Origin of the sequence: Roseisalinus antarcticus, assembly GCF_900172355.1 — a bacterium.
Taxonomy (GTDB): Bacteria; Pseudomonadota; Alphaproteobacteria; order Rhodobacterales; family Rhodobacteraceae; genus Oceanicola; species Oceanicola antarcticus_A.
On sequence record NZ_FWFZ01000034.1, the window covers coordinates 1 to 23,860 of the forward strand.

At 59.8% G+C, this 23,860-nt stretch carries 23 protein-coding genes; 4 read left to right on the top strand and 19 right to left on the bottom strand.

What is annotated here, in order from left to right; translation table 11 throughout:
* Window positions 1–188: 188 nt before the first annotated feature.
* The 4 genes from ROA7023_RS19290 to ROA7023_RS19305 all read right to left on the bottom strand — a co-directional run bounded on the left by ROA7023_RS19290 (window position 189) and on the right by ROA7023_RS19305 (window position 4,265).
* On the bottom strand, window positions 189–539 hold the full coding sequence (locus tag ROA7023_RS19290; protein WP_200812556.1) for a hypothetical protein: 351 nt from the start codon (window positions 537–539) through the stop codon (window positions 189–191).
* 18 nt (window positions 540–557) lie between these two features.
* Window positions 558–818 carry a PepSY domain-containing protein gene (locus tag ROA7023_RS19295; protein WP_085880640.1) on the bottom strand — a complete coding sequence of 87 codons (261 nt, stop codon included), beginning with the start codon at window positions 816–818 and terminating at the stop codon, window positions 558–560.
* An 84-nt stretch (window positions 819–902) separates the two neighbouring features.
* Entirely contained in the window at window positions 903–1,625 is a 723-nt protein-coding gene (locus tag ROA7023_RS19300; RefSeq protein WP_085880641.1) for an RNA polymerase sigma factor, read from the bottom strand.
* A 423-nt stretch (window positions 1,626–2,048) separates the two neighbouring features.
* Window positions 2,049–4,265, bottom strand: coding sequence for a hypothetical protein (locus tag ROA7023_RS19305; RefSeq protein ID WP_143535659.1), 2,217 nt, complete (start codon window positions 4,263–4,265; stop codon window positions 2,049–2,051).
* A gap of 395 nt (window positions 4,266–4,660) precedes the next feature.
* Between ROA7023_RS19305 and ROA7023_RS19315 the strand changes: the two genes are divergently transcribed.
* The 3 genes from ROA7023_RS19315 to ROA7023_RS19325 are packed head-to-tail and all read left to right on the top strand — an operon-like array spanning window position 4,661 to window position 6,797.
* Complete coding sequence (locus tag ROA7023_RS19315; RefSeq protein ID WP_085880644.1) at window positions 4,661–5,113, top strand: DUF2924 domain-containing protein; 453 nt, start codon at window positions 4,661–4,663, stop codon at window positions 5,111–5,113.
* Window positions 5,110–6,417, top strand: coding sequence for a recombinase family protein (locus ROA7023_RS19320; RefSeq protein ID WP_085880645.1), 1,308 nt, complete (start codon window positions 5,110–5,112; stop codon window positions 6,415–6,417). Before ROA7023_RS19315 ends, ROA7023_RS19320 begins: the two co-directional genes overlap by 4 nt.
* A complete protein-coding gene (locus tag ROA7023_RS19325; protein WP_085880646.1) occupies window positions 6,414–6,797 on the top strand; it encodes a hypothetical protein in 384 nt (127 codons plus the stop codon). Before ROA7023_RS19320 ends, ROA7023_RS19325 begins: the two co-directional genes overlap by 4 nt.
* Window positions 6,798–7,021: 224 nt before the next feature.
* On the opposite strand, the gene ROA7023_RS19330 is transcribed toward ROA7023_RS19325, so the two are convergent.
* Window positions 7,022–7,717 (bottom strand): LuxR C-terminal-related transcriptional regulator, encoded by a 696-nt coding sequence (locus tag ROA7023_RS19330; protein ID WP_234992350.1) that lies wholly within the window; start codon window positions 7,715–7,717, stop codon window positions 7,022–7,024.
* An 8-nt stretch (window positions 7,718–7,725) separates the two neighbouring features.
* Between ROA7023_RS19330 and ROA7023_RS19335 the strand changes: the two genes are divergently transcribed.
* Entirely contained in the window at window positions 7,726–9,783 is a 2,058-nt protein-coding gene (locus ROA7023_RS19335) for a sensor histidine kinase (protein ID WP_159458598.1), read from the top strand.
* Between the two features lie 90 nt (window positions 9,784–9,873).
* On the opposite strand, the gene ROA7023_RS19340 is transcribed toward ROA7023_RS19335, so the two are convergent.
* The 14 genes from ROA7023_RS19340 to ROA7023_RS24055 form a co-directional block, all read right to left on the bottom strand.
* A complete protein-coding gene (locus ROA7023_RS19340) occupies window positions 9,874–10,200 on the bottom strand; it encodes a hypothetical protein (RefSeq protein WP_143535660.1) in 327 nt (108 codons plus the stop codon).
* 343 nt (window positions 10,201–10,543) lie between these two features.
* The gene (locus ROA7023_RS19345) at window positions 10,544–11,008 is read right to left on the bottom strand and encodes a hypothetical protein (protein ID WP_085880650.1); all 465 of its coding nucleotides are present in this window, start codon (window positions 11,006–11,008) and stop codon (window positions 10,544–10,546) included.
* A 106-nt stretch (window positions 11,009–11,114) separates the two neighbouring features.
* Entirely contained in the window at window positions 11,115–11,612 is a 498-nt protein-coding gene (locus tag ROA7023_RS19350; RefSeq protein ID WP_085880651.1) for a hypothetical protein, read from the bottom strand.
* 1,419 nt (window positions 11,613–13,031) lie between these two features.
* Window positions 13,032–13,574, bottom strand: a complete 543-nt coding sequence (locus tag ROA7023_RS19360) for a hypothetical protein (RefSeq protein WP_085880652.1) — start codon at window positions 13,572–13,574, stop codon at window positions 13,032–13,034.
* Window positions 13,571–14,494: a tol-pal system YbgF family protein gene (locus ROA7023_RS19365; protein ID WP_085880653.1), complete on the bottom strand. Its 924-nt coding sequence runs from the start codon at window positions 14,492–14,494 to the stop codon at window positions 13,571–13,573. Before ROA7023_RS19365 ends, ROA7023_RS19360 begins: the two co-directional genes overlap by 4 nt.
* On the bottom strand, window positions 14,491–15,210 hold the full coding sequence (locus ROA7023_RS19370) for a hypothetical protein (RefSeq protein WP_159458599.1): 720 nt from the start codon (window positions 15,208–15,210) through the stop codon (window positions 14,491–14,493). The genes ROA7023_RS19365 and ROA7023_RS19370 overlap by 4 nt, the downstream gene beginning before the upstream one ends.
* Complete coding sequence (locus ROA7023_RS19375) at window positions 15,182–15,700, bottom strand: hypothetical protein (protein WP_085880655.1); 519 nt, start codon at window positions 15,698–15,700, stop codon at window positions 15,182–15,184. Before ROA7023_RS19375 ends, ROA7023_RS19370 begins: the two co-directional genes overlap by 29 nt.
* Window positions 15,688–16,395 carry a MotA/TolQ/ExbB proton channel family protein gene (locus tag ROA7023_RS19380; RefSeq protein ID WP_085880656.1) on the bottom strand — a complete coding sequence of 236 codons (708 nt, stop codon included), beginning with the start codon at window positions 16,393–16,395 and terminating at the stop codon, window positions 15,688–15,690. Before ROA7023_RS19380 ends, ROA7023_RS19375 begins: the two co-directional genes overlap by 13 nt.
* Window positions 16,392–16,937 (bottom strand): hypothetical protein, encoded by a 546-nt coding sequence (locus ROA7023_RS24050; protein ID WP_143535663.1) that lies wholly within the window; start codon window positions 16,935–16,937, stop codon window positions 16,392–16,394. The genes ROA7023_RS19380 and ROA7023_RS24050 overlap by 4 nt, the downstream gene beginning before the upstream one ends.
* 50 nt (window positions 16,938–16,987) lie before the next feature.
* Window positions 16,988–17,617 carry a hypothetical protein gene (locus ROA7023_RS19390; RefSeq protein ID WP_085880658.1) on the bottom strand — a complete coding sequence of 210 codons (630 nt, stop codon included), beginning with the start codon at window positions 17,615–17,617 and terminating at the stop codon, window positions 16,988–16,990.
* Window positions 17,618–17,641: 24 nt separating this feature from the next.
* Window positions 17,642–18,331 carry a hypothetical protein gene (locus tag ROA7023_RS19395; protein WP_085880659.1) on the bottom strand — a complete coding sequence of 230 codons (690 nt, stop codon included), beginning with the start codon at window positions 18,329–18,331 and terminating at the stop codon, window positions 17,642–17,644.
* 14 nt (window positions 18,332–18,345) lie between these two features.
* Window positions 18,346–18,714 carry a hypothetical protein gene (locus ROA7023_RS19400; protein WP_159458600.1) on the bottom strand — a complete coding sequence of 123 codons (369 nt, stop codon included), beginning with the start codon at window positions 18,712–18,714 and terminating at the stop codon, window positions 18,346–18,348.
* 325 nt (window positions 18,715–19,039) lie between these two features.
* Entirely contained in the window at window positions 19,040–21,373 is a 2,334-nt protein-coding gene (locus tag ROA7023_RS19405; protein ID WP_085880661.1) for an ATP-binding cassette domain-containing protein, read from the bottom strand.
* Window positions 21,374–21,379: 6 nt separating this feature from the next.
* The gene (locus ROA7023_RS24055) at window positions 21,380–23,854 is read right to left on the bottom strand and encodes a hypothetical protein (protein WP_143535664.1); all 2,475 of its coding nucleotides are present in this window, start codon (window positions 23,852–23,854) and stop codon (window positions 21,380–21,382) included.
* Between the last annotated feature and the right edge of the window lie 6 nt (window positions 23,855–23,860).

The window sequence follows — 23,860 nt, forward strand, 5'->3', positions numbered from 1 at the left end:
GGGCCTTGGCGGCCTTGTCGCGTTTGAGCCGCGCATCGATCTCGTGCTGCAGGATGGCCAGCAGTTCGACCGGCAAGGCCGCGATCTCGGCCGCGCTGAGCGCCTGGAGATCATCCGGCGTGGGGGTGTTTTCTGAAAACGGCATATTTGTGCCTCCTTGGTTTGCGTGTTGGGTCCGGAAGGGAGGGTCACGCCGCCTGCGCGTCGAGCAGCAGCGCGGACAGCGATGCGGTGGCGGCCTTCGGCCTGGGGCGGGCGACGGCGATGTAGGCGAACCGATCTGTGTCGATGCGCTCCTGCACCAGGTGCACGAGGCCCTGTTCGGCGGCCCAGAAGGCGCGGCTTCCCAGCTTGGCCAGTTCGACGCGCTGCGCATCCGGCAGGTGCGAGATCGCCGGAAAGGTATCGAGCACCAGAAAGCCGCGATGGTATTCCAGCCGGTCGCCGGGAACGGCCTGCGCCACCCATGCGCAGAACTCGATCTCGGACAGCGGTCGACTGGCGCGAACCGTAATAAAGGGTGTGGTTCCCATGAACATGATCTCCTCCTTTTCCCTCTACTCAGGCCGCTGCTGCATCGTCCCAGCGGGGACCGAGGCCGCTTCGGTGTCTTGGTTTGAGGCGTTGTGCTGCTCGTCCGGCTGACCCGTGTCAGCGTCGGCGTAGACCGCCACGAGAGGCGTCCCGTCCTGATGGGAACCGGCATTTTCGATGCGGTAGGCACGCTGGTTCTTCAGGATTTCCGGCAACTCCCAGCGGCGGTAGAGGCCGGGGATGCGCTTGAGGTCTGCGGACAAGAGGTCGGCTTTGCTGATCATGCTGGTCGACTTTCGGTTTGAGTGGGGCGCGCGGTGGCGTCTGAATGGGAAAAGCCACCGCGCCGCAGGGATCGGGACATCCGGTCAGCGAAATTCTTGCAGGACGTCGCGCAGACGCCGGGTCGCCCGCTGATAGCGTTTGCGCGTCGCCGCCTCGGACAGCCCCATCTCGGATGCGACCTCAGCCTGGGAGAAACCGTCGATGGCCACACGGATCACCAGATCCGCATCCGTGCCGATGATGCGGACCAGATCGCCGTGGAGCAGTCCGGGGCTGGCAGTGGCCTGTGACACTCCCCCGTCAATCGGGATATCGTCCGTATCGGTCTCGCTGCGCAGGTACTGGTGCCGGTCCTCGCGCTGACGCGTTCTGATCAGGTCGCGCTCGATGTTCCGCAGGATGGTTGCCGCGATCCAGTTGACCCGCCGCAGGTCCAATCCCCGAATGGTTTCCGAGGCCCGTGCGAGGATTTCGGATGCAACCTCATCGCCGGTGCCGATCCTGCGCCAGATCGATCTGCGCCGAACGGCATCCAGCCCCGGCCAGAGCGCCAGCAGCATAAGCGTCAGGGCACAATCGGAGGCCGCGCCGCCGGACTGCGCGGCCGTGACCAGTGCAACCAGCAACCGATTTTTGTCGTCTGGCGCACGGCAACCGACGTGCAGCGTGTCCAGCACTGCGGCCGGATCAGCGAAATGCGCGAGCGGCCCGCTGCTGCGCCGGAGATCATCGAAGGTGTGTTGAAAAACAAGAGTTGAAGAAGAAAACATGAGGTGATCACGGATCTCGTGCCACGCGATAGACATTGGACGCCTGCCTTGCGGCCAGGCGTCCAGCGCCTTTTTGTGGCCAGGTCAGGACGTCGTGCGTCTCTGCGATTTCAGGAAAAGGTGAGATGCGCGCCTTAGCGCGCGGGTGATGTCGCCTGGTTCAGCGTCCCGCAGCCGCGGCAGGTGGCCACGACCGGAAAGCCCACGAAATACTCGTGCCCCCGCGCGAAACGCAGATGCATGCGGCCGTCCCGGCAGACGCCGAGCAGCTTGTTACAGCGCGTGCAGCGCCATTCCGGGCTCAAAGGGGTGGGTTTTGATTTTGCGCCACCGGTCCAGCTGATCTGGGCTGGCTGGCGGGAAGTGTCGGGAGTCGGCATGGAATGCTCCTCTGATGAGTGAGCCTTTCCAATAATCAGCGGTTTGTTAGACCGTCTCGCACGACATGTTAGACCGGCGTTAGACGGGGGCTTCTATCGGCGTATCAACGACCAAGCGCCAGTAGCCACGTTTGGCACCTTTGCTGATGTAATTGTTCAGTATGCTCTCCCATGCTGCCTTCCGGAAAGCTTGCTGGGGGCTTCGTGAACCCAACCCATCCATCAGCTCCTTGACCTGCTTATCGGGGCTGCCAGCCTTGTTCGCGTCCACGAGACGTTCGAAAATCGTGATCTGATCGGCGCCAACGAGAGCCAGTGCATCCTTGCCCGGCACGTGCAGCGTCGCCGATTGTTTGCCAGACCGAAGCACTTGCGGTGTCGCACCGCCGCGCGCGAGTGAGAAGTTGTTGCGGAACGCGAGCTCCAGACCATCACGCGCGAGCACGATCTCCGCTTCCTCCGGCGACAGATTCGACAATAGGGGCACTACTACATTCGGCCCGAGGTGTGACGGCATCTCTGTACTTGCAGCCAGCACGATCCCGACACCGGCCTGGTTTCGCGCCCGCAGGGCCAGATCCAACCTTTCCAGAGTCTTCAGGTCGTAGAGACGCCGCCCGAAATACACGGGCACCTCGGCCCCACCGATCTGCATTGCGCCAAGAAGAGTCAGATCAGGATCGAGGATTTGCGATGCACGCTTGGTCAACAACGGCTTGATCAGCAATACGACCGTCTCGTGCAGCCATTGCCGGTTAATCTCATACATTTCCAGATCGGACGCTGGCCGCTCGCCTCCGTCCTCCCCGAACGCGCCCTCGGTCCGGACCATCCCTTCTCTTGCAGATGGCTTGATCACAGCTTCGCCGCCCACATCATCGTCATCGATCAGCACGACATCCTGTCGGCCGCGACGCTCCAGCAGGCCGCCTTGGATAAGGCGATCAGGGTCCAGACCCAGTTCGCGCAGGTATGCCCCGCTGACCTCGTCCTCGGTTCGGTCGTGGAGATCGATCAGCTGCGGGAACATCGCCCGCAGATCATTCGGGTCGATCTGCTGAAAGGCGCTCAGAATTCCCCACGCATCGAGCAGTGCAAACCCGAGGTTGCGTTCTTCAGGATCCTTGTTGCTTTGGAGATTGCAGCTCTTTGTGCCAGAGATCGTGATGTTGAGTGTGCGCTCTTTTTCATCGCCGACCCGGTTGTAGGAGATTGCGATCCCAATTCGGCTGAAACCGTCCGCGCGGCGGAAGATATTGTTGGGCCTCAAATAGCGATCGGCCACATCCACTATGTCGTCGTCGACCGCGACCTTGAGCAGCAGCTTTCGGCTCCATGTGCCAAGCCGGACTTCCGCCTCGAGCACGCGGGCGAATTTAATCTCGTAGCCATCGATTCTGGGGACATCCAGCCGCAGCGATGAGCGGAATCGCGAGAGATTGTAGCGCTTCCAGGTCAACGGCTTCTGAGAAACGTCATGGCCAAGTGCGATCTCGGCAAACGATCCGGCAACCTCCTGGCGAACGACGGGGCTATCCGCGCAGACCTCGATCTGGCGCATTGACGGCGTGTAAATGAGTGTCGCCTCATTCGGCGGCCGGAAGTAGATGGTGCCCCGCCGCCCGTCGTCCCGGTGGTCATATACGCTCGAAAGCGGCCCGCCGTGCCGCACGATCAGCATGATCGATGCAGGGTGCGCAGTCGTAGCAGGCAGATCGAGCGCCTTGACCGTGCAGTTGGTCTTGAGTTCAAGGACCTTCGTGATTTTGGCCGCCAATGCCATTTCGTCGATGGATCCCGAATCGAGCGCGACAGCCTTTTCAAGTTCCACTTCGAAAGCATCGTAAAGCTTGCCGTAATCCCTGAATTGCCGGGCGAAATGAAAACTCTCGGCATCCTCGAAAGTTTGGCGTGCGTTCAGAAACGCCCAGATGCTTCTGCAGAGTGGATCAGGTTGTGAATTGATTTCCCGAACTTGCTCTTCGCTGAACTGCTTATCGACAATCGTAGTAAGGGATGTAATGCCCTTGCTGTCTGCAAGAGCACGGATCCTGCGACAGCGCTGCTCGGCGGGCCGCAATTCGTCAGGATCGAATTCTGACAGGATTTCAATGATCTCTTGCCGAAATGCATTGATGCTTTCGTCGTCAAGTGGATTTGGAACTTCCTCGGGCAGATTGAACTCAGGCTCGTTTTCACCTTCCCGAACGGCAAGCACGGCGCGCGCAAGGTCAATTCGTGCGTCCTCGATAAGACCGTGAGTATGGGGACCGACCGGAATTGCTTTGCGCGCCATGAAATCACCTCAACGAATGTTTGCTCTCTATCTGATTCAACCTCCGATAATCGTTGACGGAACTTTCCTCCGCAAGGGGCGATGTTCTCTACTTGTTCGTTTTCATTGACTGCCTTAGAGCGCGGCATGTCCCACATGAAGCTCGCAGGTGGCTTTTGATTGGTAACGACAACACCAATCACGGTTGCCCGAGACATGAAACGACCCAATCCACTCCCACCCAATCAGATGACCCCAGCAGAACGCCGTGCCGACCTGTGTGGGCTGCTGGCTCTCGGGTTGGTTCGCCTACGGATGCGGGACCGGGCGGAAGTATCAGGCGATGCTGAAGAAAGTTGCCTACACTATCCGGACGACCAATGGCGTCATGCAACTCCAACTCACCGGAGAAACGCATGACCAAACAAGATCCTATTCCCGCCCGCCTGGCAGCGCTGAAGACAACGTCAACGCCAGAGCTGAAGCAGCAATGGCGCGATCTCTTCGACATCGAGCCGCCCCCGTTCAATCGTCGCTATCTCGAAAGCCGACTGGCCTACCGGATCCAGGAACTCGCCTATGGCGGGCTGAAACCGGAAACGGTGAAACGGCTGGAAGCCCTCGGCGAACAGCTCGACGGTGGCGACCGCAAGAAGAGCCGCATCCGCGCTGACCTGAAACCTATCATCGGCACACGGTTGATCCGCGATTGGCAGGGTATCGAACAGATCGTCACCGTCACCACCGACGGGTTTGAGTGGCAGGGAAAGCCTTACAAATCGCTGTCGGCCATCGCCCGCGCCATCACAGGCACGCGCTGGAACGGCTGGGTGTTCTTCGGGCTGAAAAATCACCGGAGGGGCGCATGACCAAACCCATCGTCAGGAAACTGCGCTGCGCCGTCTATACTCGGAAATCTTCCGAGGAAGGGCTCGAGCAGGAATTCAACAGCCTCCACGCTCAGCGCGAGGCGTGCGAGGCGTACATCGTCAGTCAGCGCTCAGAGGGCTGGGTGCTGGTCCGTGACCAATATGATGACGGGGGAATTTCCGGCGGAACGCTGGACCGCCCCGGCCTGAAACGGCTGCTCGCGGACGTCGAGGATGGCTTGGTCGACGTGGTCGTCGTGTACAAGATCGACCGGCTGTCGCGCTCACTGATGGATTTCTCCAAACTGGTCGAGGTGTTTGACCGGAACGGGGTGACCTTCGTGTCCGTCACGCAGTCCTTCAACACCACGACTTCCATGGGACGGTTGACGCTGAACATCCTGCTCAGCTTTGCCCAGTTCGAGCGGGAGGTGACAGCGGAACGTATCCGCGACAAGGTGCGCGCCAGCCGGATGAAGGGCATGTGGATGGGCGGCGTGCCCCCGCTGGGTTATGAAGTGAAGAACCGGAAGCTCATCGTGAAGGAAGCCGATGCCGCCAATGTGCGTTGGATCTTCGCCCGGTTCGTTGAGATCGGCTCTGGCACGGAACTGGCCCGGGAATTGACCGCTCGGGGCGTCCAGACCAGCCGAGGCAACCGTATCGACAAGAAATACCTGTATCGCCTTTTGAACAACCGCGCCTACATCGGCGAGGCGGTCCACAAGGGCGACAGCTATCCCGGCGAGCATGACGCCATCATCGACCGCGCGGTTTGGGACAAGGTCCACGCCATCCTGACCGAAAGCCCGCGCAAGCGTGCCGCACGCACCCGCGCCGACACGCCTGCGCTGCTGAAAGGGCTGCTCTACGGCCCCGACGGGGCGGCCTTTTCGCCAACGCACACCCGCAAGGGTGGCAAGCTCTACCGATACTATGTCAGCCAGTCGGTGCTGAAACATGGTGCCGGGGCATGCCCGGTCGGCCGCGTACCAGCGGGGGAGATTGAGGCCGCTGTCATCGACCAGCTTCGCGTCGTCTTCCGCCAGCCTGAGATCATTGCGGGCACATGGAAAGCGGCCCGCTCGCAGGAGGGCGAGATCACCGAGGCCGACGCCCGTGACGCACTGACCCGCCTCGACCCGGTTTGGGATGAACTCTTCCCAGCGGAGCAGGCGCGCATCGTGGCGCTGCTGGTCGAGCGGATCGACATGGGCACCGATGGCCTCAATGTTCGCCTCCGGATGGACGGCCTGACCGGGTTGGCGCAAGAAATGATGGCTGATCTAGGAACGGCGGCATGACCCGCGCGAAGCCAGTGCCGGAAACCGTGACAGTGCACATCCCGTTCCGCCTCGTGAAGCGCGGCGGGCGGAAGGAAATGCAGCTGCCGGACGGAGCATCGCAGCCGCGCAGGTCCGACAACACGATGGTCAAGGCGTTGGCACGAGCTTTCCGCTGGAAGCGTATGCTGGAATCGGATGAGTTCGATACCATCGCCGAACTGGCCGAGCGCGAGGGGATCGCCTCCTCCTACATGACCCGCGTTCTGAGGCTCACGCTGCTCGCGCCTAACATTGTTGAGGCGATCCTCGACGGACGACACAAGCCGGACTTGACGCTGGCGCGAGTCATGGAGCCGTTTCCTGCAATCTGGACGGGGCAAAAGGACCTGTTCGACTGACGTGAACGGCCCTCAGCCGACGCTCACCCTGCTTGGCTTGCTGACCCACACTGAAAGCTAAGTTTAGCGAAAGTTTGAAAGGAGCTTGAAACCGCTTCCAGTCTTCGACCGCCACTTGATTGACGACATTACTATCTCTGGTTTAATCCCAAATCCAAAGCTGTCGAGAATTTCGAGATGGGTTGCCGTTTCGGTCACCGCTACGGCGCCCTTGGCTTGAGTGCCTAAAGCTGCGCTGATTGATCCAGAAGGCCTTCTCGGAGGGCAAACGCCAAAAGCTCCGCGACGGAATGGACGCCGAGCTTGGCCATCAGCCGAGTCCTGTGATTGTCCACGGTTTTCGCGCTGATCGAAAGGCGTTCTGCGATCGCGGCGTTTGAGCAGCCCTGAGCGATAAGGTGCAGAACTTGGCGCTCGCGGGCAGTCAGCACTTGGATTTCGGCTTCGCCTTCGAGGATGCCCGCCACGTCCCGGGCGATGAAGCGCCCGCCGCGCAGGATTGCCTCCAACCCGCGATGCATCACGTCCGGGTCACAGGATTTCAAGAACAGCCCGTCCACCCCGGCGTCGATCCATTCCGACAGGGTTCGCGCGGAGGTAAAACCCGTGACCACGGCAATCCGGGTGTCGGGCGACCATCGGCGCACCTCGCCATAGACCTCCATCCCGCGCGACCGCGGCATGCCCGCGTCCAGCGTCATAAGGTCGGGCCGGATCTGACGCCCCAGCGCGATCGCCTCGAACCCGTCCGCCGCCTCTCCCGCGATCTCAGCGCCATCGATGCGGGAAATAATATCTTTGAGACCCGACCGAACCAAGGCATGGTCGTCGGCGATTACGATTTTCCAGGGACCCGATGCAGGAACCAAATCCGAACTCCAAGGCGAAACGCACGGCGCGCGTGCTGGTACTGGCGACAATCGCCATCATGGCTGCGATCCTGACGTGGCACAATACGTTGCGGCCGCAAGCCAGCGAGCCGGTGCCCAGCGGTGACTTGGTGGAGCTTGTACCGGGTGAAGCCGTCGGCGACCTTTACCGCCGCATGGTGCGCGTTCCCGATATCAACACGCCCTGCCCGGGCCCCTTGGGCGTTGCGCTGCTGGAGACCGAGATTCTGCCCCCCGACGGTTGGGCCTGCCTCAGGTTGGTCAACCGCTCAGAGGATCCCGGCGTCTGGCGCATCGACATGAACGGCATCAGCACCGGTTACGTTGTTTTCCACATCGTGCGCAAAACGAGCGAACAGCAGGTCCTGACCCATCTGCCGGAGACCGCCATTTCCGATCGTGAGACCGGAACAAGAAGGCTCGCGTCCGCGCCGTTTGCCGTGGCCGGTGGCGAAATGATCGAGATCTGGGCAACCTTTCCCAATCCCGGCAATTTTCAAGTGACGACGCCAACGTTGCGGCCCGAGCTGGATTTCGACGCCGAGATGGTGGCGGACGCACACACTTACGGCGGTCTTATGGGCGCGTCCGGGTTGCTGGCGGCGTTCTTCATTGCGTTCGCGGCTCTGCTGCAAACCAGACCGGCGCGGGTGTATGCCCTGTATTTCGGCTTACTGCTCCTGTTGATCGCCGTGCAGACAGGCTATCTCGCGAGCGTGCTGTCATTGCCGCTGGGACTAGCGACCGGCCCGTGGACACTGCTCATTGGCATCATCATCGCGCTCGTTCATCTTCGGTTCGTCGCGGCGTTCGTTTTCGAAGCCTTGCCGGGCCATTATTTCGCACTGGTGGGCCGGCGGTTGCACCGCATCGCGCTTGTGCTTCTGGGCCTCAGCATCCTGATCATGCTCGCCGTGGCCGGGGTTGCCATTCTGACGCTGCTTGATGTGCTGACGTCGGTCGATCCGAATGTAGCGACACAGATTTTGTCAATTACCGTTCAGCTTTCCTCGTCCGCGGTTAGCGGCGGGTTCGCGCTGCTTGGCGCGCTCCATGCGATCTGGGCGGGGCGCGTGCTGATTGGCGAACGCGCTCCGGGTGCGGGCCTGTTTGCTCTGGGCGCCGTGATGCTTCTGGGCGCGTCCATCATGGTGGCGCTCGGTCCTGTCCTCTCACCCGTCATTGATATTCAGATCGCCTTCTCCGTCATGCTCTTTGCGGATGCGCTGGTGTTTGCCGCCGCCATAGTGTTGCAGACGTTCGGTCTGCGGAGCCAGCGCGACAACGCAATGGAGGCGGAGTTGGCCGCCTCGCAGGAGCAGCTCCGACTGTCCGAGACGCTGCTGGCGGCGCATCAGGACCTCGACCAGGCCCGACGCCTCGCGGAGACCCATCGCACCCGCCTTGCCCATACGAGCCACGACCTGCGACAGCCCCTTATGTCGCTACAGCTGGCCCTAACGGAAGCCGACACAGCGCCGTCGGCCCTGCGCGAGCGCCTTTCAAGTGGTCTCGACTATCTGCGCGAGGTGCTGAGCGAGAGCATGACCGACGGCCGACCGGACACCGCAGTCAGTGGGACCGGCACCGACGGGTCCGCCGAGCCAGTGCCCTTGTCCCTGCTCATGACGAACGCCGTGCGGATGTTCGGCGATGAAGCGCGGGCGAAAGGCCTGACCCTCCGCGCCGTTGACAGCGAACTGTCCGTTCGTGCCGATCCCGTAGCGTTGATCCGGATGCTGTCGAACCTGGTCTCGAATGCAGTGAAATATACCGACAAGGGCGCGGTGCTGATCGGGCCGCGGCGGAAGAATGGTTCGATTGCAATCGAAGTGCGAGATAGCGGGCCGGGAATGAGCGCCGAGGAAGTCGTGGCGATCCGCGAAAGCTACACACGCGGCGCACAGGCCCATGCCGCCGACGGGGAGGGGATCGGGCTGGCCAGCGTAGAGGCGCTGACGCGCGAGAACGGGCTGTCCCTCACAATTCGCAGCGCTCCGGGGCGAGGCACCTGCATGGCGATCGAGGGGCTTGCAGCGGTCGACGAGCAGGAGGAGCAGGACGCGGGCGCAGCGGTCCAAGCGCTCAGCACCTAGCGTTACGCGAGGTATCGGCTCAAAACGACTGCGGCGCGGAAGATCCGCGTCGCAGCGATAGTCTGAAATGTCTGGCGTGCCCGCCTCAGGTCAGCAGCGGTGCAGCCAGATCGTCCGGCTGCCGTCCTGCCAGGAGGCGTCCCCGTTCGAGAAGAACGAATAGATCGCGCCGGTTTCGCCGACATAGCGATGGGTGTTGCGGACGCGGTCGTAGTAAAGCGAATTGCCCGGGCGACCGGCGGGATGTGCCCGGAAGCCCTCGCTCATATCACCGACGAAGACGTTGATGCCGTCGTTCTCGTAAAAGCAATATGTCTGCGCCTGCTGTGCCTGGGCGGGATCGGAGGTCACGGCAAGGCCTGCACCGGCGAGACAAGCGGCGACAGCGATGTTGCGGATCATGTTAAGGGTGGTCATCTTGGTTTCTCCATTGATTGAATGTTGCGATGACACTTTTCTAAAGATCGCTCGCTGAGCAGGGTATAAGGTCAACACCCTAATCGATCGGGCTTTCCTGAGGGAGCCACCCCCGCCGTCGCCGCAATTCGAAGCCCATCCCGGCACCATCGCGCTTTGACGGGCCAGCCTTCGTGCCCTGCGCGTCGGGATGGGTCGTAAGCGGGGCGGGGCCACCATCTGATAGCCAAAGTGCACTCCAGAAAAACGGAGCACCGCATTCCGGTGTCGGATCAGGGTGCGCAATAACGCAACGATCCCACGGCAGTGCCGCGGGACCGGAACACAGGACGTTGGTGCGATATCAGGGCTGCTGCGCGATGATCTCGCCCGTTGTCCGGTTTACGGTGATGTCCAGGGGGCGGCGGACGAAGTCTCCTCCGCTCCCATTACCCGGCTGTTGCACGTCGATCCGTAGGATCACCTCCGAGGGCGACGAAAGATGCAGGTCGAGCGTGTCGAAATATAGGCCGGAGAAGCCGAAGTTCGGACCGAGCCCGACGATTCCGCAGGCCTCATGGCCAGACTCCCCTCCGATCTCCACGAGCCGGACCGTCACCATCACAAGCGCCCATCCGAGGGCCGGCTCCCCGATGTCCAAGCCGATGACCCGCACCCCCACATCGTCGAACGCGCTTTGGAACGCGGGGCCCATGGTATTCTGGGCGCTGGCGATCCGACCCTCGCAGGGCAGGACCACGGCGTCGTTGGCCGCAGCGGCGCACGGCAGCGCCAGAGCGGTTAGGATCGTGGCGAGAAAGCGTTTCATGGCAAATCCGTTTCGGTTGATGTGTTCGGTCCGGTCCCGCGATTTGACGGGGCGGATCCTGATGGGACAGGCGGGCCGCCGAAAGACAGGCGCGACCAGTATGATGTCAGTCGCAGTCCCTTGTTGCGAAACACCGGAGGGTGGCGGCGCTTTGCAAAGGCGTGCTGAGCGGGCGGATCGACCCACCGCAAAGGCCGCCATACCCGATCAGACCGTCTTCGCCCTCCCACAAGATGAACGTGCGCAGTTGGAAGCGCCTGGGTGCGTGACCGCAGTATCCACTCTCGCAGGTCACATCCACGGTCACATCGACAAGGGCAGGCGTGGTTAAGCCGCCGTCGCCGGTCCGAACCCCCAGAAGGCGGTAGGTGACCGCGTAGGTTTGCATGTAGGGACTTGGCGGCGCCTGGTCGGTAACGCGCGCCTCCCCCCAATTGACAATCGACACCGGTATTCCGGAGATGACCACCGGCTCAAACCCCGCCTCGAAGAGATCTCCGATCATCGCGGGTGCACCGTACATGCCGCAAATGGTGGCAAGAGCGGGCATCGGCGATAGAGCGAGTAGAAGGATCACTGCCTGTGCGGCTTTACGTAGCCCCATGGATTGGCTCCTGGTTTCGGCTCCGGGATGACCCGGGAGGGTTGCGATCGACTGCGACACGCGCAGGGCATTTCGAAGCAACGTCGCGGGCGGCATCGAGTTTAGCCCTTCGTACGACGGCACGATGTAAGATTACGGGGCCGGGCTCCGCCAAACGATGAGGCTGCTCCCTCATACTGGCGGCTCATTCACCAACTCGGTCCGTAGGCCTGCGCAACCGGAGTCAACAGCGGGAAATCTAGGACGCGGTACTCTTTGTTTCGGGCTCAATCCCGATTTACTACGCGGCGCGGCATCGCACCCGTAAAGGGCCGGTCTCCATGCCGACCCTCTCGAGGTCAGTGGTCCAGGTCGACAACCACTGGGTGATCGCATCCGGACTTGTCGTGACCTTGGACTCAGCCACGATTGCTCCATCATGGTCTACCACGCAAATTGCCGTCTCATCCTGCGACACGTCGAGCGCTGCAAATATTGCCATCGTAACCTCCGAGTTTGATGCCTCGGCACCGCACCGAAGCAATAATCCCATCCTGAACCAAAAGTCGCAGAAGGGTGGATATGGCGATTACACTAAGTGGTGTAATTCCGACGGTAGCGCGGGCTGAGCGGAGCCACGCGTAGCTCAGGCGAAGCCCGCGCGGGTTGCTGAGCGGCCATGGACGTTCTCCGGTAGGGATTGGGTTGCACATGGGAACCTCCTGTCTGACGGTGGGAAAGACCCCAATCGTCAGCCCAGAAAGGCTAGCCACAAAGAAGAACAACGAAATGCACCCTAACGCTGCGACTGGACGCCAATGCCGCGGAGCGGCTTAGTCCTCCCGCCCCTCGTGTCGAATGCTGCGTCGCAGAAATTCGATAAAGCCGCGTCATGGCCGTTGTTGAGATGTGTTCCGATTTCAGTTCCATTTGACCGAACGAGACTGGCATCGAAGTCAGTTTGGACAATCAAAAAAATTGTTCCAAAACAAAACTTTACAACCTGAACACCAAAAAGACGTAGTCATCAGCTTCAGAGAACATTGGCCAAGAGAGAACAATTAAACGCCATTCCCAGCATTGGCGGTGCTTAGCCCCTCCCGCATAACCCTCGAAAACAACGGAAAAATCCGGCCGCAGCCGGATCAAGAGAACACTTTCGCGAGGGCAAGTGGCGGAGGGAACGGGACTGAAAGACAACCTTCTCTACCCCTAAGGCATTGATATCTCGTGGTCTGAAAGTGGCTCGAATAATCATCGGGTTAATGTGTGACCGACATCGAAACATGCAGGCGACGCCAATCTGCATGTGTGCGCCCCTACCAGCAGTCGCTGAGGAACCAGTTAAACAACTTGCGAATAGCCACTCGCCTTTCCAACGCCCACTCTCTTTGCCATTGAGTTGCGAGCGTCCGCATCCAACAGACGTGAACCCGTACTCTAGACACTCCCGAGCAACGCGAAAAGTGAGAACAAGGAGAGCACCCATGCGCTGGCTGCCAACAACGGGGCGTTGGGCGGAGAAGCGCGGACGACGATCCTACTAAGGACGATAAATAGTGCGCCAAAGGCGGCACCCCCCACTGCCACTAGCCAAGTAGAGTCTGGCCGACCCAGGCAAATTCCAAGCAACAAGAGCGCAGGAAGCATGGCCATATTATCCCGCGTCGGCTCGGCCATGACCTCGTAGGCCGCCAATAGAAGTGCCGTGAGACCTGCGAGTGCCAAATACCCGGCAAAACTCGCTCCAATGAGTTGGGTCGCGGCCGACAATAGGAAGGCAACACCGCCAACAAGACCCAAGGCCCTAAGGACAAGAAGCGGATCTGACCGCATCAGAAAGCCGGCAAGCGTGAGATACCAAAGAGCAGATAAGGCTTTCGGTTCGGCGAGCGCTGAGAAACTGCCGAGAATAAGAATGCTGACCAGGCCCGCCGCCCCGAAACTCGCAAGCAGGACTATGGCGGCAAGGCGAGAGATCACGGCTCACTCCTCGTTAATGCCAACGCCTCAGCCAGGAGCGGACGGAATGAGGCTGCACTACCGATGAGGCTTTCCGTGCACGAAAACGCGCCACATCGGCGTTCCAGCGCTGCAAGGCTAGCAAGGGCAGCACCGGGCAGGCCAAGCCAGTTTTCCAGCACGGCCCGCAGGTAATCGCATTCCGCCGTGCGGCAGCCGAGACGTTCAACCTCCCGCAGCAGGCTTTGTGCGTAGCTTCGCGCACCGCGGATATTGCTTAGCGCCAGCAGCGCATGACCAGCCGCCTCCGTCGAAGCGCCTCGCGCTGAAGCGACAAGGCCTAGTCGTGCGATCTCCAGAAGTGCGGGAATATGATCCGGAAATCGCTCCACGGCCGCGATTTGCGCAATCAGAGCGGTGTTCTCGTCGCCACGCTTGGCGGCCACGCGGCCGAGCAAATAGTGCGCATCCGCGGTGAAGCATGAGACGCCATCATCTAGGGACAGCGCGAACTGGGCTTCGCCCTCTGCTGCCTCGAGGTCACCTTCAGCGAGGGCCAAGCGTGCGAAATGCGTCGCCAGAAGTGCCCGGACACTGGCATCCCTTTCACTGATAGGTTGGTCGATCGCCGCTGCCAGTCGCATGGCTTCGGCTTGACTCCTAGCTGCGAGCACTACGGCGATCTGGCGGATCTGTAGCAGCCCCACCCGACCACTCGCTGTACGATCAGCATCTGGCGAAAGTTCCAAGCAGAACCGGCCAGTGATGTCCTTTGGGTCTTCAGACGGATCCTCCTGCAGCGCCTCCAATGTCGGATCGGGAGGCGGTGCCGGTGGCGGTGTGATTTCTTGCGCAAGGAGCCACGCTACCAACGCCGAGACCAGAAAGAGCCCGCAAAGGATTGCATAGTATCGCACAACGTGGCGCTGCTCCAAGTTCATGTGGCAGGACAACCCGGTCGCCCGAGGAGGGATCCGGGGCGGATGCGGATGGGATTAGGCTCGTTCCGCCAGGCTGCCACTGTACGTGTCCAAGGCTGCCATCGGAAGCACTCCCCCGCCTCCGTAAGCGATTGATAGATTGGTGAAAACCGCGCCAATCCATCTGGATATACGAAGAAATCCATAGGAGCCCCCTCGGGTATGCGAGCCCGAAGCTCGGCAAGGACGGCGTCCGGCGCATCGGCGCTGATCGCCGCCTCTTCCGGGATATCCGACACCTGGAAGGAATAGCTAAGCGAGAATTCATGGTCGCTGCTCGGCGGCCGCAGCCGCATCGCCTCTGACACGGGTCCACCCAAAAAAAGCCCGCCCGGGAGGCTGACTGGTTCGCCTTCAGTAGCCGGCATCAAGGCATCGAACAAACCGGCGATATTAACAACGGCGAACCCCTCCCCCGTCACCACCACGAAGGCGCCTTGGCGCACCAAGGGTTCAATAGTACGCGGTAGGAATGTGCCGGCGGCGTTCGCTGCCACGCTTTGTTGTTGGCCCTCAGCCGCGTCGGACGTCACCCGAGCAAGCAGCACAAATACCGTAAGCAGGATGAAGAGTGCCATCAGGTTGGCGACAATATCGCCGAGTCCTGCGATGTCGTCATCGGCCTGCTCGCCTAGGGATCGGGCGCGCCTAGCCATTGCTTTCTTCCCAAGCTGCAAGGATCGCCTGCGCTTCCTCTGCGTCGGCGGCCGGGATTACGGTGAATTCGAGAGGAAGGAAATCATCGCTACTTGCAGCAGCCTCCGCGCTCAGGGTCGCATTGATCGCTTTCATCGTGTCGAATCCTTCGGGGAGCAGGACAAATCCCACCTTAAGCGGCGTCTGCACCGCTGCGACACGAGCGCTGAAAAAGGCCTTTACGGAGCTGCCGAGAGTGTTTTCGACATCATAGAGCCGGTCGATCTCTTCGCTGATTTCCGTTACCTCACCGGCCATGTGGATTTCTGCCCGGCCCATCTCAGGATCCTCGCTTCCATCGACGAGCACAACAGCGTCGAAGAGATAGGCGCTTTGGCTTTGGATCAACATGATGCGGATAGCAAAGATGATGATGAATATCCCGAGGACACCAAAATTGACGTCAAGAAAACCAAGAGACGCAGGCGTGCCGGCATCAACAGCTGAACGTGCACGCCTCAACCCCGCCATTTCAGCGATGCTCTAGTGTGGCTAGCCCGCATGGAGAGAGCGACGAGGCCGAGAATAAAGCTGCCGGCTAGTAGTAGTACGAGTCCCACCAGCGTCGTCGAAAAAGCGAGTTCGAGCCCGTCGACAACCTCACTCATCCCCGCCGACATTTCCGCCTGCGAAACGCCTTCGCCGGCCAAAATATCCAGCGGCGCGATGGCTTGCATGATGCCCAAAACAGTACCAATGAAGCCAGCCGTTGGGAAAGCAGCGAGAAGAATCCGCAGAAAAGCAAGCCGGGCGTCCTCGTGCTGTCCTAGCACTGTCTCCAGCGCTTCGCCTGACGGGGCAGCTACACGGTTGTCGAGCGCAGCGATCCAGCCATCACTATGCCCAGCAGCACGAAAAAAAATCGGCATCACTGCCCGCCCGGCCCTTAAGCTGGCTTCTTCGCTAAGCGAGAGCGCGTACTGCGCGGAGCACAAGATTAGGAAGGCGACAAATCCCGCCCCTTGCATCAACAATATGCCCACCGCGTCATCCTCAATGTAGGCGCTGATGAATGTCGGGAGCAGCCCTGCGGAGTCGGCGGCGCGAAGGCTGAAAAATCCTAGTAAGCCAAAAGCCACGAGCGCCAGCGTCTGCGGGAGTGGCGACATGAGGAACCCGGCGGGTTCGTCGCCCAAAGCAGCAGGTTTTCCATCGGCCTCGATCATTGGGATGCCCTTCGTTGAACTAGCTCAATGCTCTCGAGGAATTTCTTCACGGCCAATATGCTGTCTTCAAAGATCGCAAGCCCTGAATCCGTCCCAAGAAGGGCAAGCACCTCTGCCTTGTCGTCCTTCAACTGTTGCAGAACAAGCGCGGCCTCAGCCTCCAAACTCTCTAATGCATCGATATCCTGGATCGCCCAGTACAGTCTTTCTTCCCAAGCTTGCACTCTTTCGCAGTCCCGTTCCGAATTTGAAGCTTCGCAGCGGCGCAGCCAAGTATTCCTTCTATTCTCAGCCGTGGCATGCAACTTCGAAAGCCTCTGTCCGAAGTCACCGTCACGAGAGAGCAACTCAAGTGCGTTGGACATCCCGTTTTCGAGTTCTGCATAGACTTCGGCTATGTCTTCTTTCGACGCAGGATCAAGACGTATTTCGTCAAGATTCTGCAGCACAGTCGAGGTTTCGTCGGAGGGAGGCTCATCCGCCGCGCTGATGCGGACTCCCAGCAACGAAACGATTATCACAGCTAGCAGAACTGGTCTCATGAAATTCTCCAAACGGCCCGGCGCCTAAGCTCGGCATCGGGCCATGTTAGTCAGTTTGTTTCTTGACCTTCAAAGTCCGGCCCGCCCACGGCGTTGGCCAAGTCGGTCATGGACCCCGCAATCACACTCATCTGGTCGAGCGATGTTTCGAGGCCTTCCTGCGCGACGTCGAACAGTCGTAACTCAAGATCATCGATGCCATAGGTGCGATTTTCCACGATGATCTCTCGCGCGCTTTGCATCTCATCAACAATGCTGCCGAACCTATCCTGCTGTTCAATTGCCTTGGCCACGCGAGTGTCCCACAAGGCAACTCGGGCACAGTCACGGTTGTTGCTCGTGTTATCACAGCGTTCCTGCCACTCGGTGCGTTTGCCCTCTGCCGTCTCTCGCAGGGTGACGACGCCTGTAGCTAGGTCGGACTCAGACGAGACGAGTAGGAGCATTGCATCTACCTCGGCAATCATCTCGTCATAGAGAGCCTCCATGCCGGCCATGTCCTCTGGAAGAGAGTTAAGCTGTTCAGCTAGGCCCTCGATCGTGCCGGCGAACTCTGAAGCCTGGCTTTGGATCGCGCGTGCTAGCTCGAGTTCGTCCTCTTTGGCAGGGGAAGCATCTTGGGCTTGCGCGAAACTAACCGACAAGGCGAAGGCTGCTGTCAATAGTATGTGTTTGATCATGGTCTGTCCTCCTTTGGGGTATGATTAGTTGGTTTCCTGGCCTTCAGTGATGTCGCGCCGAAGCGTCATCATCTTGTCCATCAGTTTTTCCGTAGCCGTCACAACGACCTCTTGGCTCTCGATGGCAGCCTCGAGTCCATCAAGCCGGATCCTGAAGGCTATGTCGGGTGCGTTGTCCAGCAGACCGGCGAGATCCGCGTCCACCTGCGCTTTCAAATCATCCATGGATGCCCTATTTTCGGTGTAGCGCGCCCGCATGTCTTCCAGTCGTTGCGCATTGGCCTCAGCATCTGGAGAACCTCGCTCCCTTTGGAGGCGCAACTCTTCCTCCAGGGCTTCGATCTCGGTTTCGGTGCGACGCAACGCATTGTCGATCCGGCCTCCGCTCAGAAGATCGGCTTGAAAGATCTTGAGCGTGGTGATCTCTAGGTCGAGCTGGTTGAGCCCCTCTTGGAACGCTTCCTCACCTCTTGCGTTCGGGCCAAGCGCTTCAGCCCGGCGGACAAGCTCCTGCACGCAGAATTCACGGACAGCCACCATCTCCTGCAGTTCGCGGCTTTCCATCTCAGCAAGAACCGAGTCTTCATCAGTGCAATCGACATCGTAGGCTGGCGCCGCAGCGGTTGCTGCGGCCGTAGCGGCGCCAGCCTCTTCTTGGGCTGCCAGCGGTGTGGCAGTAAGAAGCAGAGCGGTCAGCGTCAGTCTGAAGGTCATGATCGGAAATCCTTTCAATTGCAGAGGGATGGCAATTCATTTGACAGCGCGCGGAGGTCGGCCAGCGCCTCGCCAACCTCGGAATACCCGATTGAGAGTCGCAGGCCGTGGAGGTCATAAAGTTCCTTGATGCGGTCTCGTGCGCGGCGGATACGTGCGTCGCGGAGGCGTCCCTGTGCTCCTTCACCAGACCCATTGCGGTCTGCTTCGATGCGCTCCTCCTGCACGGCGATGTCGACATACAAACAGGCCGTCATCGCTTGCCCGGTCTCGAGGGTGAAATCCTGATAGTTGGTCGCAAGGGCTTCCACATCCGTCATGATAGGGTCACGAATAGCAGGATCGCACAGCGTCTCCTGCGTTCCTTCGATCAGTACACTCACCCTATCCTCCAATGTCCTTATCTCATTGGTCTCTGCGAGCGCACGGCCAACATCAATGCACCGCTCGTACACGGTGAAATCCGTTGGACACTCACTGAAATTGCAGGAGAGGTCCTCGGGCATTGGCGCGCGAGCAGTCGTTACCGGCCCTCCATTAAAGCACATAAGTGACGTCATTTCGGGTGCTGGGAAGGTTTGCTTGCAGGTAGTGCACTCTTCCGAATTTGGCGCTTCTACACAGGCGCGGCCCTGCGCAAGCGCACCTGTCGCCATAGCAAGGAGAAGCACAATGGCCGAGATGGAAAGACGATGGCAATTCACAATTTCAGGCTCCCGATTGAAGAATTTGAGCTAGCCGTCCGTACATGTCGTTGCGAGTGGCACGGGTAGAATATACAAACGCAACTGCGCAAGTCAGCGCAATAACTAATGTCGAGAAAGCGAAGGCAGCGGCAAAGGTGCCAAACCCTATGGCAAGCAGGCTGCTGGCCAATGTGCTGCCCACGGCACCTAGAAGAACCGCGAAACCCCATACAAAAGCCGCCAAAATTGTCCCGCTTAGAAACGCCATAAAGAATACAATAGCAATAAACCCTCGGATTGCACCCCATATAACACGTCCTTGCACTCCCATGGCTAGCTGCATTGCAATTGCCCTGCGGTTGCCTTGGATGACGGCGCTGAGCGAGGCGACGATCATCAGCAGATTACCGACGACGACCAAAGCGCAAACAGTTAATATGGCTGACACGATCACAAGATTGACGTCTACCGCAGCGCGGAAGCGTTCAATGGCATCTGGGTCGTAGCGATAGCGCACGCCGCCGCCTTCGCTGCCTGTGCGGTCAAGGTAGTCGGAGACTGCGCCAAGCTCATCAGCCTCGAAGTAGAGCGCGATCTGCCTGTAGTTTTGCCCTTGCAAAGCTGCCGTTCGGCGCTCCATCGCCTCCATTGGTAGGATGATGTCAAAATAGAAATCTCCGTCTCGCGGGAGGCCGTCTGCGACGGCGACAATAGGCACTTTGATTGGTTCACCATCGCCAAGTCCCGGGCGCTCAAGGCACAAATAGCCGATCTCTTCCAAGGCTTCCGGAGAGAGGCCGAAGATGCGCTCAGAGGTGTAAATGCTCACAATCGCGGCGAGCCGCTCGGTCGGAAGGTCGCGCTCGCGGAAGGCGCGGGCGACTGATGTTCCGTCCCATGCGGTCATTGCTTCCAGAACTGGCTCTCCGCGATGCATGATGGATGCCTGTAGCCGCCGCCGCCGCCGCTCTCCGTTCTCATCCGTGGCGCTATTGGAGCAGCTCAGGTCACCAAACGGAGTCCAAGCGGCAACGCCAAGATCTCGGCGTGGCCATGCAACGAACGTAGTGTTGCAGCCCACACCCGGGGTCACGGCGCTCATTTGCGCGTTGATGGTCTCGAAGCTCACGTCGCGGGCGTCTCCAAAGTCCCTGGCTCCGCCGTCTTCTCGCCAAGGGCCCTCGGCGAGGGCCTGAAGTTCGCCAGGCGTGAGGTTGAGCTCGGCCGACGTACCGGAGATTATCGTGTGGCAATTGACGGGGCTTTCAAGCACCGTACGCGTCTGGTGATCCTGAATGGCCCATAACACAAGCAGGCCGTGCCCTACCATGATCGCGATGAAAAGGCGTGCGAAAAGGCTCCACTCAGAGAAGGCGGCGAAGAAGCTGGCTAACGGGAGGCGCCACCCGCCGTTTTCACGAGGCAGAGAAAGAACCTGTGTAAGCTCATCCGTTGACGACCTACCCCGTCGTTGCAGCATCTGAGCGATAGCGAGGCTCCATCCGAGGCTCGGCCACCCACGGGTGGGCGATGGAGCGATCTTGGCGCCTTGGCCATCAGTCCGTCCTGTCGTTCCAACCATCGCCTCAATCTTAGCCACCGAGTCCGGCACGGGCTCGGGAATGCCGCTCGGGTCGTTGAGGCCGGACTGAAACACTTTTCCTTTTTGTTCTTGCTTGACGACAAAGAGCGCGTCGGCTGCTCCTACAACGAGGCTGTAATCGTGCGTTACCCACAGGACTGTCCGCAGACTGTTTTCCGGTGCATCCTTCACCCACTGTCGCAACCGAGCCATCAAGTCACGAGCGAGATCGGGATCAAGCGACGAGGTCGGTTCATCCGCTATGATGATAATGGGGTCTGAGATCAGCGCGCGTGCGATTGCGACCCGCTGCTGTTGCCCGCCTGATAGCTGCGAGACTGGACGGTCGAGCGCGCTTTCGGGTAGGCCCAGTTGCGCTATAGCCGTGGCGAGTTTGGTGCGACCCACCTTTCCGAGCTCGTCTTCAGACCATGCTAGCCCCAGTGCAACATTCGCGGCAACTGTGGCGGCGGGCAAGAGGTGCCCGTCCTGAAAAATGCGCCCTACGCGTGCGTGCTCGAACTCGTTGCTGAGCGGCACAAGGCCGGTTCCGAAGTTGATCTCGATCTCACCACTTTGGGGGGTCTCGAGAGCAGATACCAGATTCAGTAGGGTGGACTTGCCGGAGCCAGACGACCCGACGAGTGCCACAACCTGTCCCGCCATGACCTCCATGACCGGCACATCTAGCAAAAACTCATTACCGTTGCTCTGCGGACGGGAGAAGCGCAAATCCCTAACACGCAGTGCCAGCACTAACTCTCTTTCAGCCATGCCGCGCTATTCCACAGATGCTGGAAAGAACTCTTGCGGCAGGTAGACGATCTGAAGACCTCCCCCGACGCCCCAGCGCCAGTCAAACTTCTTGAGTTCGCGGTTTTCAAACACATCGAAAGCTTGGAAGTCCACGTCAAAGCGCGCCTCCAATGCATCGCGCGTGACCCAGCTGCCTTCAAGAACGCGTGTCATCAACGCGGAGCTGATACAGAGTTCTCGCTGAACCAGGCGGAACTGATCTGGATCGTCTTCCGCGGCTTGCGTATCGTCGACGAATTGATCAAGCGTTCGATCTCCGAAGATCCCGAAGTAGTCTGCCGGAAGGTTCGTCATGCGCGCGAAGAATTCCGGCAGCGTCTCGTCGTTGACGTCAGATGTGCCTCCACGGGTCTCCCCGAGGAAGGCCTGCGTAATCTCTTCGCTCATATCCTCCAAGTCGCGGCGCAGCCCGCTAGGGCGCTGCATGCCGACGCAGGCGCTCGAGATCGCATTTCGCAGGCCGTTTAGCTCTTGCTGGGAAAGCGCTACAAAGAGCGCCCCGTCCGTGATCGGATAGAAACCATCCTTAAGGAGATCAGTGCGCGCTTCCAATGCCTCGATCGCAGTCAGATCATCTCCCACTAGGCTCTCCAGTAGGCTCTTGGCCACGTTGCACGATACATTGTTGGCGAGTGCGATCTCGCAGAGGCGCTCAAGGTCGACCTGACCAGGGCCAGCGTCGCGAATCACGAACATGGCGCCCAAGAATTCTGTGATCGCTGAGCGTGCTGCTTGGGCGGAGCGAGCTTCCTGCATAGCGCGGACTTCCTGTGTGGCTGCGAGTTGCCCGTCATGGGCCTCAACTACAGGGTCATAGACCCCGCCTCGACCGGGTAGGCCATCCGCAACGACGCGGAGTGTATCAACCTGGGCGACCCAATCCTCATTGTCCCGGGGGTCGGTCCCGGCCACGTTGATGGCCAAGAGAACCGCGTTGAGGTCCTTGAGAGTCTCCGCCACCTTAAGCATGGAGCCTTCGGAATCCAGCCCGGCAATGGTCCGGCTCTGATCGTCCCCAATATACACGACGATCCGCACCGACTCCTCCGACCAACTCGCGGTGCGCATAGCAAGATCAAGTGCTGATAAACCACTTTCCGGGCGATCACCCTGTGGGTCATCGTAAGTCCCGCCAAAACGCCGCTGCAAGAAGGAGGCTGTCGGATACTCACCAGGCGCGCCAAGATCACTAAGCCAATATTGGAAACGAACGTTACCCCGCATCCGATCAGCCCAGAGAGGATCAGCTCCGCCACGCGAACTGGCCCACTGTGAATAGGCATCCGACGAGTCGAACATGTCACCGAACATGGACACAGCAATACGCATAGCGTCGCGATCCGCCGCCGGAAGGTTCGCAACATCTGCGATGCCGTTTATGACAGCTGCGCGGTAGGGCTCCATACTTTCAGAATTGTCGAGCACAAAAAGAACGTCGACGGCATTCGCTTCATCCTGGAGTAGATCGAGAACAACGCGGATGTCATCATCCACGATTGCCCCAGGCTGCGTACCAATTGACCCGGATGGAGATAAGTTCTCACCCTCACCAAAGATAGCGGGCTGTGGGTAGGCGACCTCATATACACCTTCACCCGGCAGGCTGCGCAAAACAGAATACTTAAGGATCGCGCGCTCTCGATTGGGCGAAGATTCATCGACCCATCGCACTTCAGCGCCCGACGCGATCCCGGAGGCCGTAAGCTCTGCGTCCTCGGAAATAACACCGAGAGCTTCAGCGGATCGAGGATACACCGCTTGGCGCTGAGACCAGACGACCATGTCCCGGTCGCTCACCCAGCCCAGTATATTTTCCCTGAGAGCGCTACGAGTATTACCCTCATTGTCGAGCCCGAATTCCACATCACCGTTCGCCGTGATCAGATACCAATCCGATCGGGACGCTTCGTCATATGTCTGTGCGAAGACATAGCCGAGCGTGTAGCGAGGCTGCTCCAATAGAACCGCTGCATCCGCATGCGGTGCGGCGCGGAAAGCCACTCCGGTGGTGCCTCCGGCATCATCTGCAAGCTGCCGACGGCCAATGAATGCCTTCACCTGGAGATTGTTCTCTTCATCTCCTTCATACCGTGGTGGAAGTGCGCGCATGAGAAGGCGCTCGGTCGTGCAACTCCGCCCCGTGAATGTCAGCACATCTCGCAAAGAGATCAAGCCGATTTCTCCATCGTCGAGACTAATCTCGATCACATCAGAGATTTGCTGCCCGTTGGCGTCAATACGCGGGACGAAACCGTTGGCCTGAAACGGTTCCAGAAATTCTGCCGTGCTTTCGTTTCCGTCAGGATCGGTGATTTTGGCGCCCTCTGCGATTACAAGGAGAGGAAAGCCCAAGTCACCACGGCACTGAGCAGATGACGACGTGGCAAATATTGCAAGAAGCGCCGAGATAGTGAAGCCGCGCAAAAAAAGGTGCGTCATAGGAAT

Coding starts and splice junctions, on each gene's coding strand:
- ROA7023_RS19290 (WP_200812556.1), bottom strand. CDS start 539: ATGTTCATGGGAACCACACCCTTTATTACGGTTCGCGCCAGTCGACCG.
- ROA7023_RS19295 (WP_085880640.1), bottom strand. CDS start 818: ATGATCAGCAAAGCCGACCTCTTGTCCGCAGACCTCAAGCGCATCCCC.
- ROA7023_RS19300 (WP_085880641.1), bottom strand. CDS start 1,625: ATGTCTATCGCGTGGCACGAGATCCGTGATCACCTCATGTTTTCTTCT.
- ROA7023_RS19305 (WP_143535659.1), bottom strand. CDS start 4,265: ATGGCGCGCAAAGCAATTCCGGTCGGTCCCCATACTCACGGTCTTATC.
- ROA7023_RS19315 (WP_085880644.1), top strand. CDS start 4,661: ATGACCAAACAAGATCCTATTCCCGCCCGCCTGGCAGCGCTGAAGACA.
- ROA7023_RS19320 (WP_085880645.1), top strand. CDS start 5,110: ATGACCAAACCCATCGTCAGGAAACTGCGCTGCGCCGTCTATACTCGG.
- ROA7023_RS19325 (WP_085880646.1), top strand. CDS start 6,414: ATGACCCGCGCGAAGCCAGTGCCGGAAACCGTGACAGTGCACATCCCG.
- ROA7023_RS19335 (WP_159458598.1), top strand. CDS start 7,726: ATGGCTGCGATCCTGACGTGGCACAATACGTTGCGGCCGCAAGCCAGC.
- ROA7023_RS19340 (WP_143535660.1), bottom strand. CDS start 10,200: ATGACCACCCTTAACATGATCCGCAACATCGCTGTCGCCGCTTGTCTC.
- ROA7023_RS19345 (WP_085880650.1), bottom strand. CDS start 11,008: ATGAAACGCTTTCTCGCCACGATCCTAACCGCTCTGGCGCTGCCGTGC.
- ROA7023_RS19350 (WP_085880651.1), bottom strand. CDS start 11,612: ATGGGGCTACGTAAAGCCGCACAGGCAGTGATCCTTCTACTCGCTCTA.
- ROA7023_RS19365 (WP_085880653.1), bottom strand. CDS start 14,494: ATGAACTTGGAGCAGCGCCACGTTGTGCGATACTATGCAATCCTTTGC.
- ROA7023_RS19375 (WP_085880655.1), bottom strand. CDS start 15,700: ATGGCGGGGTTGAGGCGTGCACGTTCAGCTGTTGATGCCGGCACGCCT.
- ROA7023_RS19380 (WP_085880656.1), bottom strand. CDS start 16,395: ATGATCGAGGCCGATGGAAAACCTGCTGCTTTGGGCGACGAACCCGCC.
- ROA7023_RS24050 (WP_143535663.1), bottom strand. CDS start 16,937: ATGAGACCAGTTCTGCTAGCTGTGATAATCGTTTCGTTGCTGGGAGTC.
- ROA7023_RS19390 (WP_085880658.1), bottom strand. CDS start 17,617: ATGATCAAACACATACTATTGACAGCAGCCTTCGCCTTGTCGGTTAGT.
- ROA7023_RS19395 (WP_085880659.1), bottom strand. CDS start 18,331: ATGACCTTCAGACTGACGCTGACCGCTCTGCTTCTTACTGCCACACCG.
- ROA7023_RS19405 (WP_085880661.1), bottom strand. CDS start 21,373: ATGGCTGAAAGAGAGTTAGTGCTGGCACTGCGTGTTAGGGATTTGCGC.
- ROA7023_RS24055 (WP_143535664.1), bottom strand. CDS start 23,854: ATGACGCACCTTTTTTTGCGCGGCTTCACTATCTCGGCGCTTCTTGCA.